Source organism: Pseudomonas sp. GW821-FHT02H06 (genome assembly GCF_059421525.1).
On record NZ_JBWKVD010000002.1, the window covers coordinates 511,220 to 527,185 of the forward strand.

10 protein-coding genes are annotated in these 15,966 nt (G+C 59.6%); 4 read left to right on the top strand and 6 right to left on the bottom strand.

What is annotated here, in order from left to right:
- Positions 1-57 precede the first annotated feature (57 nt).
- Both AC07VF_RS05445 and AC07VF_RS05450 read right to left on the bottom strand, forming a co-directional pair.
- Entirely contained in the window at positions 58-2,316 is a 2,259-nt protein-coding gene (locus AC07VF_RS05445; protein ID WP_495009343.1) for a putative bifunctional diguanylate cyclase/phosphodiesterase, read from the bottom strand.
- A 271-nt stretch (positions 2,317-2,587) separates the two neighbouring features.
- Complete coding sequence (locus AC07VF_RS05450) at positions 2,588-4,075, bottom strand: SulP family inorganic anion transporter (RefSeq protein ID WP_495009342.1); 1,488 nt, start codon at positions 4,073-4,075, stop codon at positions 2,588-2,590.
- 552 nt (positions 4,076-4,627) lie between these two features.
- On the opposite strand from AC07VF_RS05450, the gene AC07VF_RS05455 reads away from it, so the two are divergent.
- Both AC07VF_RS05455 and AC07VF_RS05460 read left to right on the top strand, forming a co-directional pair.
- Positions 4,628-6,394, top strand: coding sequence for a PAS domain S-box protein (locus AC07VF_RS05455; RefSeq protein WP_346626085.1), 1,767 nt, complete (start codon positions 4,628-4,630; stop codon positions 6,392-6,394).
- Positions 6,391-7,860, top strand: coding sequence for a chemotaxis protein CheW (locus AC07VF_RS05460; RefSeq protein WP_495009341.1), 1,470 nt, complete (start codon positions 6,391-6,393; stop codon positions 7,858-7,860). The genes AC07VF_RS05455 and AC07VF_RS05460 overlap by 4 nt, the downstream gene beginning before the upstream one ends.
- 56 nt (positions 7,861-7,916) lie before the next feature.
- Here the strand turns inward: AC07VF_RS05460 and AC07VF_RS05465 are convergent, their stop codons facing one another.
- Positions 7,917-9,161 (bottom strand): acyl-CoA dehydrogenase family protein, encoded by a 1,245-nt coding sequence (locus AC07VF_RS05465; RefSeq protein ID WP_495009373.1) that lies wholly within the window; start codon positions 9,159-9,161, stop codon positions 7,917-7,919.
- A 397-nt stretch (positions 9,162-9,558) separates the two neighbouring features.
- Between AC07VF_RS05465 and sfnG the strand changes: the two genes are divergently transcribed.
- Positions 9,559-10,659 (top strand): dimethylsulfone monooxygenase SfnG, encoded by a 1,101-nt coding sequence (gene sfnG, locus AC07VF_RS05470; RefSeq protein WP_495009340.1) that lies wholly within the window; start codon positions 9,559-9,561, stop codon positions 10,657-10,659.
- A 194-nt stretch (positions 10,660-10,853) separates the two neighbouring features.
- Here sfnG and AC07VF_RS05475 read toward each other — a convergent pair whose 3' ends face one another.
- The 3 genes from AC07VF_RS05475 to araD1 all read right to left on the bottom strand — a co-directional run bounded on the left by AC07VF_RS05475 (position 10,854) and on the right by araD1 (position 14,853).
- On the bottom strand, positions 10,854-12,410 hold the full coding sequence (locus AC07VF_RS05475) for a UxaA family hydrolase (RefSeq protein ID WP_495009339.1): 1,557 nt from the start codon (positions 12,408-12,410) through the stop codon (positions 10,854-10,856).
- Positions 12,411-12,465: 55 nt separating this feature from the next.
- Positions 12,466-13,785 carry an MFS transporter gene (locus AC07VF_RS05480; protein WP_495009338.1) on the bottom strand — a complete coding sequence of 440 codons (1,320 nt, stop codon included), beginning with the start codon at positions 13,783-13,785 and terminating at the stop codon, positions 12,466-12,468.
- A 69-nt stretch (positions 13,786-13,854) separates the two neighbouring features.
- Positions 13,855-14,853: an AraD1 family protein gene (gene araD1, locus AC07VF_RS05485; protein ID WP_495009337.1), complete on the bottom strand. Its 999-nt coding sequence runs from the start codon at positions 14,851-14,853 to the stop codon at positions 13,855-13,857.
- A gap of 103 nt (positions 14,854-14,956) precedes the next feature.
- On the opposite strand from araD1, the gene AC07VF_RS05490 reads away from it, so the two are divergent.
- The gene (locus AC07VF_RS05490; protein WP_495009336.1) at positions 14,957-15,901 is read left to right on the top strand and encodes a LysR family transcriptional regulator; all 945 of its coding nucleotides are present in this window, start codon (positions 14,957-14,959) and stop codon (positions 15,899-15,901) included.
- Positions 15,902-15,966: the final 65 nt, after the last annotated feature.

Consider the following 15,966-nt stretch of genomic DNA (forward strand, 5'->3'; position numbering starts at 1 on the left):
GCTCCCAACTCATACAGCACGTGGCCCTGGCAACGGCAGCTTCAAGTGGCTAACGCATCAAGGGAGGGGCTGGCGTTTGCTCGTCATCAGCATCGCCAGCACATCTTCAGCCAGCACCGGCGGGCTGAGCAGGAAACCCTGGGCGTAAGGGCAGCCCAATTCCCTGAGCTGATCCAGCTGGCCAAGGGTCTCGACGCCCTCGGCGACAATCGCCAGGTCCAGTGCCTGCCCCAGCGACAAAATACTGTTGACGATGGCAACGCTGCGTTCATGTTTCATCATGCGCGTGACAAAAGAACGGTCGATCTTGATCGCGTCAATGGGGTAGCGGTCGATGTAACCAAGGGAGCTGTACCCGGTGCCGAAATCGTCCAGCGCAATGCGGATGCCTTGAGCGCGAAGGTCTTCAAGGGTTTTGGCCACAATCTCCGGCTCATGGAGGAACACTGACTCGGTGATCTCGATCTGCAGGGCGCGGGCATCGAATCCGGTCTCGGCGATAATCTCGGCGACCTGCGTGACGAAGTCGCTGCGGTTCAGTTCAACGCCGGACACGTTGACGTTCAGCTTGAGGGTGACTGCTCCGGCGGCGTCACTCCATTTCTTGACTTCGCGACACGCGCTGCGCATGACCCACTGCCCAAGGTCGCAGATGACGCCAATGTCCTCTGCGACGCTGATGAACACATCCGGCGCGATGATGCCGAGAGTCGAGTGGCGCCACCTGACCAGGGCTTCAACGCCTACGATCGTCTCAGTCGCAATGGAATAGATCGGCTGGTACACCAGATAGAACTCATTGCGGGTGATCGCGTGCTTGAGCGCGTTCTGCATCAGCAGCATGTCGATCGACGCCTGACGCATCGAGAGGTCGAAAACGGCCCAGCTGCCACGGCCTTTCTTCTTGGCGGCGTACATGGCCACGTCCGCGTCACGGATCAGGTCTTCGGCGGTGGTGTGCTGAACGTCCAGCGTCGCAATGCCAATGCTGCAGGAGATAAAGAGTTGTTGCCCGTCGATGGCGGTCGGCAGGCTTAAGGCGTGGGTCACGCGCTCGGCCGTCTCGATGGCCTGTTCCTGATGGCCTTCGTCAGTCAACAGGATCGCGAACTCGTCGCCTCCGATGCGGGCAATCACCGCAGTGGGATCGATGCATTCGCTCAGGCGGAGGGCAACGCTTTTCAGCAGGCTGTCCCCGGCGTGGTGGCCCATGCCGTCGTTGACGTATTTGAATCGATCCAGATCCAGGTACAACACCGTCGCCGCGCCGGGCTTCTGCGTGGTCCCTTTGCTTAGGGCCGAATGGATGCGGGCCATGAAATAGCCCCGGTTTTTGAGCCGCGTCAACTCGTCATGAAACGCCGCGTAGGACAACTCGTCCTGAATACGCTCTCTCTCGATCAACCTCGACTCGAGCGCCACGCGTTCCTCACGATCAAGCTGAGCCTGCCGAAAATGCTGCTCTGCGTCTTTGCGCTCGGTGATGTCGCGCTGAACGGAAACCCAATGGGTGAACCAGCCTTTCTCGTTTGCAACCGGCACGATGCTGAGCTGCACCCAGAACTGAGTGCCGTCACGCCGGGTGTTGATGAGCTCGACTTCAACGGGGTCCCACCGTTGCAGCGCATCCCTGATTTTTTGCAGCGTCTGGCGATCGGTCTCCGGGCATTGCAGAATCCGCGGCGTCTTTCCCATGACCTCGTCGAGGCTGAAACCGGTGGTGGTCAGGAACGCTGGATTGCAATAAACAATGCGTGGCCCCGGCAAATCGATGGGTTCCGCCTCGGTGATCAGGATGGCGTCCTTGGCGTTGACCACCACCGACTCCAGCAAGCGCAGACGTTCGATCACCGCAGACGCGCCGGCCCCGTTGGCCGGGTCCATCTTCAGCGCGTCGTAAAGATCGGCGGCATGGGTTTGCAGGCCGTAGATGTGTGCGGCGCTGAGTCGTGTATGGGGCAGCGGGATTGTCATCAGTACCGCTCCGGCCAGCACCGCGTTGCAATCCCTGATCGCAACGCACACCAGCGATGCGTTGACAATCTGATCGAGCCCGGCAGGCAGTACGGTGTCAGCGGGCATCGCTGCGCCTACGTCGACGACGTCACCGTAGGACAACATCATCTTCAGCCAACCGCCGGTGATTTCGTCCGGACGCACCAGCGGTGCGGCGCCGTGGGTCGCTACCGTGTGCCATTGGTCTTCGTCTTGCAGGATCAGTATGGCGCCCGCCGCCCCGGTCAGGTGCGAAGCTGCGTCTAGAAAATGCCCCAGAACTTCATGATTTTTTAAACCGAGGTGAGCCTTTGCTGCCATGTGCATTACCTGAAAAGGGGGCGAAGTGTCAGGCCATCGTTCGACCCGCATCGGGTCGAGCAAGGGCGTGTACGGCTGTGCGGGAGAGCGGCCGCCCACGGGCAGATCGTTCAGCATCTTCGGTATCGGCGCGGCGGTGAAGTTCAACAGGTCCTTCGAACGGACGAACGCGCGTACCGCCGCATCGCCCCGGGGCTTTACGGGCAACGGAGCATGGACGGGCGCTTGACGGGCGCTCCGCAGCCACAGCCACAGCTCGCATCGCGGGCCGTCAATGCCCCATCAGTGTATGAACGCTGCCCGGTTTGTCATGGATGCCGAAGCGGTCCACCAGGGTGGCAGTCGCCCGATTCATCCCGATCACGTCCACCTGCACGCCTTCACGGCGAAGCTTCAACACCACTTTGTCCAGAGCCGCGACTGCCGTAATGTCCCACACGTGGGCCTCGCGCAGGTCAATGGCCAGCGTTTCCAGTGGCTCCTTGAGATCAAAGGCCTTGGAGAACCGGTCCGATGAGGCGAAGAACACCTGGCCTGATACGTAGTAAGTGCGGTGACGATGTTCAGGATCGCGGCTGGACGTGACCTCCAGGTCATGCCCGATCTTGTTGGCGAAGAACATCGCCGCGAGCAAGGTGCCGGCGATGACGCCGAACGCCAGGTTGTCTGTGGCTACGACGACCACCACCGTGACGATCATTACGATGTTGGTTGGAAGGGGGTGCGCCTTGAGGTTGCGGATGGAATCCCAGCTAAAGGTGCTGATGGACACCATGATCATGACCGCGACCAATGCTGCCATGGGAATGCGGCCCAGCCAGTCACCCAGGAAGACCATCATGATCAGCAGGGACACCCCTGCGCTCAGGGTCGACAAGCGGGTTCGGCCACCCGATTTCACGTTAATCATCGACTGCCCGATCATGGCGCAACCCGCCATGCCACCGATGAGACTGGCCGCGATGTTGGCGACACCCTGGCCTTTGCACTCACGGTTTTTATCGCTCCCCGTGTCGGTGAGGTCGTCGACGATGGTCGCTGTCATCATCGATTCGAGCAGCCCCACCACGGCCAGCGCGGCAGAGTAGGACAGCACGATCAACAGTGTTTCCAGCGTCAGCGGGACATCCGGCCACATGAAAACCGGCAAGCTGTCGGGCAACGATCCCATGTCTCCCACTGTGTGGATGCTCAGGCCCATGTTGATTGAAATAGCTGTGAGTACAACGATGCACACCAGCGGTGAAGGAAGCAGTTTCCCGAGCACGGGCAGGCGGGGGAAGAGGTAGATAATCGCCAGGCCTCCCGCGGTCATGGCATAAACCGGCCAGGTAACCCCGGTGAGCTCGGGGAGCTGCGCGATGAAGATCAGGATTGCCAGGGCATTCACAAAGCCGGTGACGACCGAGCGAGACACGAATCGCATCAGTTCGCCCAGCCGCAGGTAGCCAGCCATTATCTGCAGAACGCCACACACCAGGGACGCCACCAGCAGGTACTGAAGGCCATGGTCCTTGACCAGGTTCACCATCAACAACGCCATGGCGCCCGTGGCGGCGGAAATCATCGCGGGACGACCGCCAACGAAGGCGATGACCGTACAAATACAGAATGAGGCGTAAAGACCGACCTTGGGGTCGACGCCGGCAATAATGGAAAACGCAATGGCCTCGGGGATGAGGGCCAGCGCCACCACCAGGCCGGCAAGGACATCCGCCCTGATGTTTGATAACCAGGCGGTTTTGATAGGTTCGCGCATGTATTTACCCATAGCAGGCACGGCATGAGGCCCAGCGCCAAACGCTGAGGCATGCAGGTGCGTCTGTAGTCAATAGAGTTTTTGGGGTCGCCGCGACGATCAATCAGGCACGGCAGAATTAAACCGCAATCAGGGGGCGGTAAGCGTGTTGCGAGGGGGGCGTAGCGCTAAGGCGGCGTAGGCAACCAGAGGGACAAAGACACGGTGTCTCCTTCAATGTGCTTCAAAAAGCCAGTAAATGTTAAAGGCCTGCCGAGGCACCCTACAACCCCCGCCGGTCGACTTGCCGAGGTACAACGTTGTACATGCATAAATAAATGTACAACCCGGGCTCAAGTTCATCCCATTTGCTGCCGATGCGAATAGGCCAGCACGCACGTTTTGTACTGGCCAGGCCCGCCGATTGTTGCCTGGTCAGCGAACAACGCAAGCCGAGTTTCCCCGAGCTTCATCTCAGGCGACGCGCTCGAACGCTGGAAAGTGAATAGCTGCTGCTTGTTACTTTCAGGGAAGGAACCCCGCCCATCCAACTCCAATTAGCGGACCTGCCCCATGAACAACCGATCAAACCCTGCTGCCGAACTTGCCCAGGCCGGCGCTGACTTGAACTCCCTCCTGAGCGCCATCGACCGCTCCCAGGCCGTCATCGAATTCGACCTGCAGGGCAACGTGCTGTACGCCAACCAGAACTTCCTCGATTGCATGGGTTACGAAATCGAGGAAATTCGTGGGCGCCATCACCGGCTGTTTTGCATGCCCGACTATGCGACCAGCAAGGAATACCTGATGTTCTGGGAGAAGCTGGGCACCGGTAAGTTTGACGCCGGTCAGTACCAACGTCAGGCCAAGGACGGGCGCCAGATCTGGCTGCAGGCTACCTACAACCCGGTAATGGACAACAACGGCAAGCCTTTCAAAATCGTCAAATTTGCCAGCGACGTCACGGAAGTGCGCAATCGCAATGCCGAATGGGAAAGCAAAATCGCTGCAATCGAGCGCTCCCAGGCGTTGATCGAGTTCACGCCTGAAGGTTATGTGTTGAACGCCAACAGCAAGTTTCTCGCGGCCATGGGTTACAGCCTGGAAGAAGTCGTGGGCCAACATCACCGCATGTTCTGTGAACCCGAATACGCGGCTTCTCTGGCTTACCGCGAGTTCTGGGAGAAACTCGGCAAGGGGGAATACGACTCCAACGAGTACAAGCGCCTGAGCAAGGACGGTCGGGATGTGTGGATTCAAGCGTCCTACAACCCGATTCTTGATGCCCAGGGGCAGACCTACAAGATCGTCAAGTTCGCCACCGACGTCACCGAGACCAAACTGCGGACGATGGAGCACGAAGGCAAGGTCAACGCCATCAACCGCGCCCAGGGCGTGATCGAATTCGACCTGAGCGGCAATATTCTCTCGGCCAACGCTAACTTTCTCGATCTGGTGGGTTACCGGATGGAGGAATTGAAGGACCGCCATCACTCGCTGTTCTGTGAACCCGAGTACGTCAAGACCACGCCTTATCGTGAGTTCTGGGGCGCCCTGAGCAGCGGCAAGTTCTTCACAGGTCGCTTCATGCGCATCAGCAAATACGGGCAGAAAATATGGATTCAGGCCACCTACAATCCTGTGTTCAACGCGGTGGGGCAACCCTACAAGGTGGTCAAGTTCGCCACCGACATTACCGCCCAGGTCGAGCTGGAAGAAGCCATTGAAGCCAAGACCCAGGCCATGGATGAGTCAGTCACCCGCCTGATGCAGGCCATTGCCGAAGTGGTCAAAACCACCGGCGACGCCAACGATCAGGCACGCATTACCCAGGATGAAGCCCAGCGCGGCTCCCAGACCCTCAACGAGGCGTCCGCGGCGATGGACACCATCGGCAAGTCGGCCGAAGACATCCAGGAAATCATTGAGGTGATCAGTACGATCGCCGGCCAGACCAACATGCTCGCGTTCAACGCAGCGATCGAAGCGGCACGGGCCGGTGAACATGGACTGGGCTTTTCAGTGGTGGCGGATGAAGTGCGCAAGCTGGCTGAAAAATCCTCCCAGGCCACCACCAAAATCAACAAACTGATTCAGGAGACGGTCCGCCGCATCAATTCCGGCAGCGAGATCTCCCGCAGCGCGGGCAGTGCGTTCGAGCGGATCGTGGCCGGTGTCGAAAAAACCAATGGCGCGATGACGACCATCGGCGCGGCCACTCAGGAACAGCATCATCTGGCTGAGCGGGTAGCCGAACTGATCGGCGAGCTCAACCGTATCAAGCTGGCGACCGGGTTGGGCAAAGGCGTGAGCGTGCCAGGCCAGGTTGAAAGCCTGTGAGCGACGCCCTGGCTTTTGGGGTCGTCAAAATCGCCGGGATGGAAGTCGCGATCGACGCCCACGCACTGGAACAGGTGATCAACTGGCCCGCCCGGCTGCAGCCTCACCCGCAGCAAGGCGGCGCGCTGCTCGGCATGTTCAGCCTGCGCGGGAGGGCGCTGCCGCTGATCGAACTGCGGTCGTTGCTCGGTGAGCATGACGTCTCCTCTCATGATCCGATGGAGATGGTCGCCATCGTCAATCATCAAGGTCGACGCCTGGGCATTGCGGTCAGCGGCGTCAGTGATGTGATGAAGGTCGAGCCGCGAAACCTGTGCCGGCTCAGCGGGGAGGGCACCGCGGTTGCGCTGCTGCCCGAACTCGCGCTGCTGGACAGTGAGCGAATGATCTACCGGCTCGATCTGCAAGCACTGTGCGGCTTGCCCCAGGTCTTGACTGCGCACTCCGGGGATGTAAACCAGGAGAAGCAGGTTCAGGACCCCGCCCGGGAGCTGCATCACTTGCTGTTGTTCGAGTGCGAAGGAAAGCGCTACGCCGTGGACGCGAAGGCGATCACCGAGCTGGTGGACCGACCGGAGATGCTGCCCAGCAAGCTGGGGGGCGACTATTGCCTGGGGGTGGTGAACCGGCGTGGCGTGGATGTGCCTGCCTTGAACCTGAACCGGGTACTGGGCATTGAATGCCCCGCGACCGAGCAGGCGCGCAACCAGACCCAATTGCTGGTGTTGACCTCGCAGGAAGGCTATCGCATCGGTCTGACCTATGACCGAATGATCTCGATCGTGCGCAAGCGTGCTCATGAAATCCTGCCGTTGCCGCGTTATGGGTTACGGGAGCCCGCGCTGTTTGCCGGTGTCGTCGGCCTGGAAAACGGAGAACAGGCGCTGTTGCTGGAACATCGCGCGCTGGTGGAGCGACAGGAGACGCTCAGTTTCGCCCGGATCTACCAGACCAGTCCGCCGATCCAGGACGCGCTGGGCTCTCGCCTCGCGCAGATGAACCAGACGTGCCTGGTGTTCCAGGCTTCTCAGCCGTTCGTGGTGCCGCTGGACCAAGTGCTGGAAATCCTGGATATGCCTGAGCACTTTGTCCGCTTCGCGCAACAGGAAACCCATTTGCTGGGCAGTTTCAATTTACGTGGCGAACAGATTCCGCTGGTCTGCCTGAGCAGTCTGATAGAAGGCGGAACGCCTCCCGACAATAGGCTGGAGCGGGTACTGCTGGTCAAGGGCGAGCTTAATAGCTTCGGGCTGGTGGTCAACCGGACCGATTCCATTGAAACCTTCACCCATCCGGCCTCCGAGCATCCCGAGGGTTGGGAGCAGAGCGTCAGAGTCAGGGGTTCGGTCAACGACCGCCTGCGCAGCCTGGTGAGCATCGGCAAGGGTGATCAGGTGCGCTGGATGACGCTGATCAATCTGAGCAACGTCGTCAGGGGATTGGAGATGACCGGTACGCAGGAATAGACGGGCCGCCTCGCGGGCTGAGCAGAATACGTTCGGGGTTTGGGGTGGGTCGCCGTTTATTGCGGCCTGGCCTCCGGCTCTCCCTGCCCGATTTGCCAGACATAGGGTGGCTCGGTGCCGTTGATACTCCAGTCACCGACGATCTTCGCCTTGTAGATGAGCGGGTTATGGGACGCAACGGTACGCGCGTTACGCCAGTGTCGATCCAGGGCTTTATTGACGCTGATGCCTGAGGCGCCGAGCGCATTGAACAGGTCGGTAGCGGCTCGCAGAATGAGGTCAGAGACGACGACCTGTGCTTTCGCCGTTTCGATTTCTGCTGCAATGTTTGCCGTTCGCTCTGCCTCGGGGTTCCCCGAAAAGCGAGCTTCATAGGCTTGCTGCAACGGTCTTGCAGAGCGAAGAGTGGTGGCCTGTGCAGCGTAAACCTGAGCGGAAATTTGGCCCACCACCTGCTGGATCTGGACATCGGCGCTGACGCGGCTGGCATTACCGTGGCTGTAAACGCGTGTGCGCTCGCGGATCTGCTGGGTAATGTCGCGTTCTATCGCCCGACCTGTGCCCGCCAATACGGCAAGCAATACCAGTTGATAGAACGCGGTTTGATATTTAAAACGGTTTTCGAAGGGGATGATGTGTGTAGCGGGAACCGGAACGTTATTGAACACTGAGGTCCCACTGCCTGTAGTGCGTTGGCCGAAACCGTCCCAGTCATCGCTTAGTTGTACGCCGGCGTGATGGGCATCCACCACTGCAATAACGTCGGCACCATTGTCCGAGCGCTGCGCGTACACATCGATCCAGTCTGAAAACAGACTGCCGGTGCTGTAGTACTTTTTCCCGCTCAACAGAAACTGCGCTCCGTCCGGAATCGCTTTGGTGATGACTTCACCGAGCTTCACAGTCCCTGTTTCTGTCCAGGCGTTACCCACCAGATCGCCTTCAACGAAGCGCCGAAACCATGCCTCGCGTTCGGCCGTCGGGGGCGAATTCAGTTGATCTTCCACGAAGGCAAAATGGCCGCGGAGGGATTGCGGAATATTGGAGTCGGCTTCGGCCAATTCGATTAGCAACTCGAACAGTTGCTCAACAGAAGCGCCGGCGCCGCCATATTCTGTGGGCACTCGGACAGCGCCGAACCCGGCCTGTTTGAGCCACTTGATGGGTTCGTATGGGAGAGTACGAGCGTTTTCTCGCTCAACGGTGCCCGCTGCAATGTGCTGGAACAGCGGCCGAAAACGATTAGCCAGTGCTTCGTAGTCGGTACCCAGAGAAAGCGGATTGTTCGGCGTGTCAGGCATGGGAAATCCCGTGATGATGAAAGCTGTCCGGTGCTGGCGGCTTTGATACACCCGCTTTGCATGCTCCATGCCGAACGATATCGGGCCGATTATTCTCGGTGAATCCGTTGAATGAGCGGGCACAACTGTTGATGCATCAACAGTTGTGCTGTTTCGCTGGCTGCCCTGCGACAGGGTTTCGCGGCGTGCGGGAAACACAACTGTTTGCCTGGAAACACCTGTTCAGCAAAACGGTGTTGGCCGACAAATCCAAACCCCTGACCCGGTCGTTAACCTGTTGAAATTGCAGTAAATAAACAACTGGCACAGTTGCTGCTATTTCTATGGCAGGAAGGTGGGCACACCGTACTTGGCGACCACGCCGGGCGGCTCCCTTGCTCTATTTGGAGATCGGTAGATGAGTCAGAACGCAATTAAATTCGCATACTGGGTACCTAACGTCAGCGGCGGTTTGGTCGTCAGTAAGATCGAGCAGCGCACCGACTGGGGCATCGATTACAACCGTAAGCTGGCGCAAATTGCTGAAAAGTCGGGCTTTGAATACGGGCTCACGCAAATCCGTTTCACCGCCGGATACGGCGCCGATAACCAGCATGAGTCTGTTGCGTTCAGCCATGCATTGCTGGCGGCGACCGAGAAACTCAAGGTGATTGCCGCCATCCTTCCCGGGCCCTGGACGCCCGCCGTGGTTGCCAAGCAACTGGCGACAATCGATCAACTCACGGCCGGCCGTGTGGCGATCAACATCGTCAGTGGTTGGTTCAAAGGTGAATTCCAGGCCATTGGCGAACCATGGCTGGAGCATGACGAGCGCTACCGTCGTTCGGAAGAGTTCATCCAGGCGTTGAAAGGCATCTGGACAACCGACAACTTCACCTTCAAAGGCGATTTCTATCGCTTCCACAATTACACGCTGCGTCCCAAACCCATTCAGCAACCTCATCCTGAAATCTTTCAGGGCGGCAGCTCCCGTGCCGCCCGCGACATGGCTGCACGCGTGTCTGACTGGTACTTCACCAATGGCAACACGGTAGAAGGTATCAAGGCGCAGGTGGATGATATTCGCGCGAAGGCAGCGGCCAACGGGCATTCAGTGAAGATCGGCGTCAACGCGTTCATCATCGCTCGCGAAACCGAAGAGCAAGCGCGCGCGGTGCTTCAGGACATCATCGATCAGGCTGACCCGGAAGCCGTAAATGCCTTCGGCGATGCGGCAAAACAGGCCGGTAAGGCCAGCCCTGAAGGCGAGGGCAACTGGGCCAAGTCCACGTTTGAAGACCTGGTTCAATACAATGACGGGTTTAAAACGAATCTGATTGGAACGCCAAAACAGATTGCGGAGCGCATTGTGGCGTTGAAAGCCGTGGGCGTGGATCTGGTGCTCTCTGCATTTCTGCACTTTCAGGAGGAAGTGGCGTATTTCGGTGAACACGTACTGCCGCTCGTACGGGAGCTGGAAGCTTCACATCAGACTGTTCCTACTGCTCAAAGCGCCTGAGGTACGGGTTACAAACCATGGCCACTGTCCCCACCGATATAGTTCAGACCAAGAATCTGAGTCATGTCAGGTTTCCTGTTTGGATGAGTAATGAATCTGCGAGACGGGAAGCCCGCTAAATGAAGCGGCTCCGCGTCGTGCTGGACGACGGGAGCCGGCGTGTCGAAGGGGATGCAAAAGGGGGATGCAAAGTCTTAGGTGATGGCGCCGATCTGCCACGGCACGAACTCGTTCTGGCCATAGCCATGCTGTTCGCTTTTGCTTTTGTCACCCGAGGCGATGCGCAGCATCATGCGGAAGATGTACTCGCCGCGTTCTTCGATGGTCATGGAGCCGTCGGCGATTCCGCCGCAGTTGACGTCCATGTCTTCTTCCTGGGTTTCCCAGAGACGGTTGTTGGTGGCGAGCTTGATGGACGGCGAGGGCGCACAGCCATACGCCGAACCGCGCCCCGTGGTGAAGGCAATCAGGTTGGCGCCGCCGGCGACCTGGCCGGTGGCGGAGATCGGGTCGTAGCCGGGGGTGTCCATGAACACCAGGCCGTGCGCCCTGACGGTTTCAGCGTATTCGTAGACATCCACCAGATCGGTAGAGCCCGCCTTGGCGACGGCACCCAGGGATTTTTCCAGAATGGTGGTCAAGCCTCCGGCTTTGTTGCCCGCAGAAGGGTTGTTGTTCAGCTCGGCGTCCATTCGCTTGCAATAGGCCTCCCACCAGTGGATACGGGCGATGAGCTTTTCACCGACCGTCTGGCTGACGGCGCGACGGGTCAGCAGGTGTTCGGCGCCGTAGACCTCCGGCGTTTCCGACAGAATCGCGGTGCCGCCAGCCGCCACCAGGCGATCGACCGCATTGCCCAAGGCCGGGTTGGCCGTGATGCCCGAGTAGCCGTCGGATCCACCACATTGCAGGCCGATGATCAGGTGCCTGGCGCTGACGGGTTCGCGTTTGACGTTGTTGGCTTCTACCAGCAATGACTTCACTTGGGCGATGCCACTGGCAATGGTCTTCGACGTGCCGCCGGTGCCCTGAATGGTGAACGTGCGCAGCGAATGGCTGCTGGTCAGGCCTTGGGCCGCCAGCAGATCGGGAATCTGGTTGGTCTCGCAACCCAGGCCGATCATCAGCACCGAGGCAAAATTCGGGTGAACGGCATAGCCCCCCAACGTCCTGCGCAACATAGCCAGTGCCTCGCCACCCGGGTCGACAGCGCAGCCCACGCCGTGGGTGAGCGCGACGACGCCGTCGACGTTGGGGTATTCAACCAGCGCCTCAGGGTGAATGTCGCGGCGAAAGTAGTCGGCAATCGCCCGCGCCACAGTCGCGGAACAATTGACCGACGTCAGAATGCCGATGTAATTGCGAGTGGCCACACGGCCATCGGCGCGCACGATACCCATGAACGTCTCTGCGGTCGGGGCAGGGCTGCCTTTGGCGTCGACACCGAACGCGTAGTCCCGAGAGAAATCCCCCATGGCGACGTTGTGGACATGAACGTGTTGTCCCGCTTCGATGGGCTGGCTCGCGAAGCCGATAATCTGGCCGTAGCGGCGCACGGGTTGGCCCACGTCGATATGGCGCGCCGCGACTTTGTGACCGGAAGGCACAGGCTCCAGCACCTCGATACCTTCGGCTTGAAGCACCAGACCTTTGACCAGCGGTTGCCGCGCGATCAACACATCGTCCAGCACGTTGAGTCTGATCACGGCATTGGCAGCGGTGTCGCTGCCTGTTGTAGTTATGAGCTGCATGACGATTGCCTCGGTTATTCATTGAGCGCAATGGGAATGGGGAGAGCAGGGCAGGTCAGGCCAATCCACGCTCGCGGTAATCGATCAGGCTGGAGAACAGCATCAGCCCGGACGCCATGACGACGAAGAAGATCAGCGCCAGGAAGTACGAACCGGTGTACTGCACGATCAGGCCAATCAGGATGGGCACAATCACGCCGACCATGTTCCCGCAGAAGTTCATGCTGCCGCCCAACACGCCCGCTTTGGACTGGCCGCCGAGGATCGCGGGCAGGCACCAGTACATGCCGCACCAGCGAATGAAAAACAGCGCGACGCACAGCAGCGAGATGACAGCGATGGCGTCGCTGGTATAAGCCACGGCGAGAATGCATAGGGCGGCAATGGCTGCGGAGCCTGCGAACATGCTGCGCATGACCGTGTTGGGTTGACCGCCGGCCGCTTTCCATTTGTCTGCCACCCAGCCGCCAAACAGTTCGCCGATGAACCCGCACATGAAGATCAGAAAGGTCGCGCCGCCCATGGCCTTGATGTCCAGGTTATGGGCCTGGTGCAAGTAGCTCGGCATCCAGGTCAGCAGGCCGTAAAACACGCTGTTGTAGCAAGCGAAGCCCGCGAACATGGCCAGCACGGAACGGCTCTTGAGCAATTCCTTGAGGATCGCCTTGCGCCCGCCCGTTGCTTTCCTGGCCGCCTCATTGGCGTCGGTGATGTACGCCAGTTCTGCGGCATTGACCTTGGGATGTTCACTGGGGTGGTTTCTGATGTACCACCACGCCCAGACGCCTACGACCATGGTGCCGACACCCGCGATGACGAATGCGATCCGCCAGGAGCCAAACCAGGTGATCAATCCCGCGATGAGGATGGCGCCCAATGCAGTGCCCAGCGGTGCGCCGCCATCGACGAGGGTCGCACCGCGTCCGCGTTCATTGGGCGTGAGCCAGGCACCGTTGAGCTTGGCCCCGGCCGGCATGATCGGTGACTCTGCGACGCCCAGACCGATGCGCGTGATGAGCAGCGTGATCCAGTTGTGCGCGCCGCCCGCCAAGGCCTGAAAGAGGCCCCAGCCAATGGTGGCAATGCCGACAATGTTGCGGGTCTGAAAACGGTCGAGCAGCATGCCGCCAGGGATCTGCATCAGCGCATACGACCAGAAAAACGCGCTGAGCATCAAGCCTTCCAGCGCCGGCGTCATGTTGAAATCAGCGGAGATCAACGGCAGCGCAACGGACAGCGACGCCCGGTCGATGTAGTTGATGGCCGACAGGAGCAGCAGAAGCAGGAATATCCTCCACCGCACCGTGGTGGGACGGGCGCTCGTGGCACTCGTCGAAGCAGCAGGCGTAACGGCCTGTACATTGCCAGTGGTCATGTTCATCTCACTCTTATGTTTATTATGAAATGCATCCCTTGCTAAAGGCCCGATGCAGGGCCTGACCTGTCACAGCGACCTCACGTCTCCAATATTGAACGCAGAAGGCGCGACTTCGATGCTGTTGCATAGCGGCTTTCCGAACTCGTTCATGCTGATCTCGAACCGATCACCCGGCTGAGTTTTGACGTTGTCCGCGACTGAAAGGGTGGCCGTGCCGAAGAAGTGCACATGCACATCGCCCGGGCGCATGAACTGGATGTACTTGAAGTGGTGATACTCCAGGTTCTCAAGGCTGTGGCACATGTTGTCCTCGCCGCTGAGAAACTCTTTTTCCCAGAGCACGTTGCCGTCGCGCCAGATCCGGCTGGTGCCCGCCAGGTGTCGGGGCAGATCACCGACGCGCAGCTCTGGCCCGTAGGCGCAGTTGCGCAGCTTGGAGTGGGCCAGGTAGAGGTAATTGCGGCGCTCCATGACATGGTCGGAGAACTCGTTGCCCAAGGCGAAGCCCAGGCGGTAGGGCTTGCCGTCATGGCCGATCACGTAGAGGCCGGTCAGCTCGGGTTCTTCGCCCGCATCTTCAGCGAATTCGGGCGACTGGAAGGCCTGATTCGGGCGTACCACAATCGAACCGTCGCCCTTGTAGAACCACTCAGGCTGCGCGCCCACAGCACCGGCTGCCGGGCGGCCGCCGTCGATGCCCCACTGGAACATCCGCGCGGTGTCCGTCATCTCAGCCTGATTGTCGGCTTTTTCCTGGTGCATCTTGTCGCGAGTCGAAGCGCTTCCCAGGTGAGTCAGGCCGGTGCCGCTGATGAGGCAGTGCGCCGGGTCTTCATGGTCCAGTGGCGGCAGGACGCGGCCTGTGTCCAATAGATGGGTATAACTTTCGGCACTCAGTGAGGTGCCTGCGCTCTGGACTTCTTGCTGCAGGCTGTGGCCATTGGCAATGGCGGCGAGGGCAAGGGTGCGCGTGCTGGATGTGCCGTTGACCACCTGAATCGAGTCGCCCTCGACCACGCCAACACGACGCTGGCCCGTGGAATCTTCAAACTGGATTAAACGCATGGTGAGGCCTCGGCTTGTTGTTATGGTTGAGGCCACTTTAAATTTCCAGCCTGCTGCTGCCTAATGAGAGTTACGACCCAGGCGATAACCTTTAGGTATACCCATGCTGCCGTCCTTCTCATCCATGGTGTCTCGCCTGCGACTCAAGCAGCTGCGCCTGTTGATTGCCCTCGACGAGCATGGCTCGGTGCGCAAGGCGTCCGAGATCATGGCGCTGTCGCAACCGGGCGCCACCAAGGCGTTGCAGGAAATCGAGACGGTTTTCGGTTCAAGCCTCTTCGAGCGCACGAGCAAGGGTCTGGAGGCCAACGATCTTGGCCGCTGCGTGATTCGTTATGCCCGTTTGATTCACACCGACCTTGAGCACCTTCGCGAAGAAATGGTCGGCATCCTCAAAGGACAAGGCGGGCGCCTGGCCATCGGCACCATCATGGGCGCCGTGCCGACGCTGGTGGACAGCCTGGCGCGACTGCGTGACAAACAGCCGGAGTTGTCAATTTCCATCGTCGAAGACACCAGTTCGCGGTTGTTGAGCTTGCTGGATCAGGGGAGGCTGGACGTTGCGATCTGCCGAACCAGCGTGAGCCCGCGTCCGGGCGCTTATCAAACCCGCTTCCGCGCACAGGAACCGCTGGTGGTGGTGGCGAATCCGGCGCATCGCCTCGCACATGCGCCGAAGCTGCAGTTGGACGACTTGATGGACAGCCGCTGGGTAGTCTTCCCAGTCAACATGCCCATGCGCCTGACCTTGGAGCGCGAGTTCCGCCAGGTGGGGCTGAGCTTTCCGCTTTACGCGATCGAAACCTCGTCGACCTTCACAACGTTGTCGCTGCTGCTCAAGGATCCGAATCTGGTAGCCGTCATGCCGAACGACGTCGCTCAAATGGCGGTGGAGCACGGTATGTTGGTGAAACTGGCGCTGACGATTCAGTCCACTAGCGAGCCTTATGAGATTGTGACGCGATCGAATGTCGAGTACACGGCGTCGATGGTGTTGCTGATTGAGGAGATGACGGGGGTGGGGTTGAATTCTTCACTTAAATATTGATCACCGCAGCCGAAGGTAGAGAGCTACAGCAGAGCCTGTGATCATCAACGAACGCCGTCGCTCAA